Origin of the sequence: Streptomyces tremellae (assembly GCF_039540215.1) — a bacterium.
GTDB classification, from domain to species: domain Bacteria; phylum Actinomycetota; class Actinomycetes; order Streptomycetales; family Streptomycetaceae; genus Streptomyces; species Streptomyces tremellae.
Genome location: NZ_BAABEP010000142.1, coordinates 1 through 1,778, shown reverse-complemented (window position 1 = coordinate 1,778; position 1,778 = coordinate 1). Strand labels below are relative to the sequence as shown.

At 72.0% G+C, this 1,778-nt stretch carries 2 protein-coding genes; both read right to left on the bottom strand.

Translation table 11 applies throughout. The annotated features are described in order from the left end of the window. Positions 1 to 253: 253 nt before the first annotated feature. The gene (locus tag ABEA77_RS33705; RefSeq protein WP_345655959.1) at positions 254 to 1,087 is read right to left on the bottom strand and encodes a M55 family metallopeptidase; all 834 of its coding nucleotides are present in this window, start codon (positions 1,085 to 1,087) and stop codon (positions 254 to 256) included. Positions 1,088 to 1,239: 152 nt separating this feature from the next. Continuing rightward, positions 1,240 to 1,632, bottom strand: coding sequence for a cold-shock protein (locus ABEA77_RS33700; protein ID WP_345655957.1), 393 nt, complete (start codon positions 1,630 to 1,632; stop codon positions 1,240 to 1,242). Positions 1,633 to 1,778 lie beyond the last annotated feature (146 nt).

Sequence of the window (1,778 nt, the reverse complement as noted above, 5' to 3'; positions counted from 1 at the left end):
CCAAGGAGTTGGGATCGCACGTTGTCTTCCTAAGACCGCTTGGCCTCCGACTCGGCCCTTGGTGCGCTCCAGGATGACGGGGTCCAGGCCCGCGGCGGCGAGGCGCTCTGCCGCGTACTCGGCGGCGGGCCGCTCCCGGCAGTCGCCGCCGCCCCGGTTGGTGGTGTCGATGCGGATGAGTTCCGAGGTGAACGCGGTCACCTCGTCGAGCGCGCGGTCGTCGATCGCGTTGCCGGCGTGGGCGGTCGCCTGCTCAGCCATACTGTTCCTCCACTGCGGACGAGGCGATCGTGGTGACGGCCTTGAAGGTGCGGATGGCCTCGTACATCGTCGGAGAGGTGTAGGAGACGCGGCGCTCGCCGCCCGCCGCGACCCCGGGTACGACGGTCGACGCGTCCGCGAGGTGCGTGGCGTCGAACTCGATCTCCACGGTGAAGGGACCGGCCTCGGCGGGCTCGTACCGGCCGGCCAGGGCGGCGGCCTCCTTCGCGGCGGCCCGGATGTCGGCGGCGGTGCGCGCGGGCGGGCGGCACACCGCCGCGTAGCGCGACACGTGGTCCTTGACGGCGACCTTGCGGGCGCGCGGGGCATAGCCCTCGGCGTCGGCGCAGGTCAGGTCGTCACCGGTGACGAGCACGACGGGGACGCCGTACTCGGCGACGACGTGCGCGTTGAGCAGGCCCTCGCTGGCCCGTGCGCCGCCCAGCCAGACACCGGTGATGGAGTTGGCGAGGTAGGTGTGCGCGAGGACGCCCTCGGTGCCCGCCGCGGTGTGGTAGCCGACGAAGGCGATCCCGTCGACGTCGCCGTGCTGGACGCCCTCGACCATGGAGAGGGACTTGTGCCGCCCCGTGAGCATCTGGGCGCGCTCGTCGAGCTGTTCGAGCAGCAGGTTCCGCATCGACCAGTGGGCCTCGTTGATGAGGACCTCGTCCGCACCGCCGTCGAAGAAGCCGAGCACCGCGGCGTTCACGTCGGAGGTGAACAACGACCGGCAGCGCTCCCACTGCGGTGTGCCGGGAAGGACGTCGGCGGGCCAGGTGACACCGGTCGCGCCCTCCATGTCGGCGCTGATGAGGATCTTCAAGAACCGCCCCGTTCTCCCAGGCCAGCGGGGTGGTGTCCCACCGGCGTCCATGATGAACGCGTCCAGTAGAACACTCGGCCCGCCGGGCCCGGGACACCGGTACGGCCCGCCGGTGTGTACGGCGCGGGGCCGTGGGAAGGGCGGCGGGGAGGCTACCCCTCGACCCAGCCGTGGTTCACGGCGAGCGTCCCGAGGTGGCGCCTGATCTGGACGATCTGCTCGCCGGTGATCCCTGGCGCGGAGCTGAGCAGCGCCTCCGTGACCTCCTGGAGGAACTCGCGGGCGGTGAGGATGTCGCAGAGCCCGTCGTCCGCGGGCGGTCGCTGCGCACTCCTCGCGCCCTCGGCGACGGCGACCCTGGCGGCCTTGAGGCCCTTGTCGCCGTTCTCCACGTCGAACTCGACCGACACCCCCGGAGTGATCAGGGACTTGTCCACGACGAGATCGTTGACGTGCAGGAACACGTCCTCGCCCCCGGCGTCGGGGGCCACGAAACCGTAGCCGCGTACCGCGTCGAACCGGATGACCCTGCCCGTTGCCACCATGCACCCCATCACTCACACGACCCCGCGGCGGCAACCCCTGCACCCGCCACCGTGCGTCACGCTACCGCACCCCCCGTGCGGAAAGAAGCGGGCCGCGGGGGCGCACCGGCCTGCCCCCGCGGCCCGGCCGCTCAGCCGCGGCCTAC

Bases quoted from the DNA above. Each gene is read 5' to 3' on its own strand.
- ABEA77_RS33700 (WP_345655957.1), bottom strand. From the start codon at position 1,632: ATGGTGGCAACGGGCAGGGTCATCCGGTTCGACGCGGTACGCGGCTAC.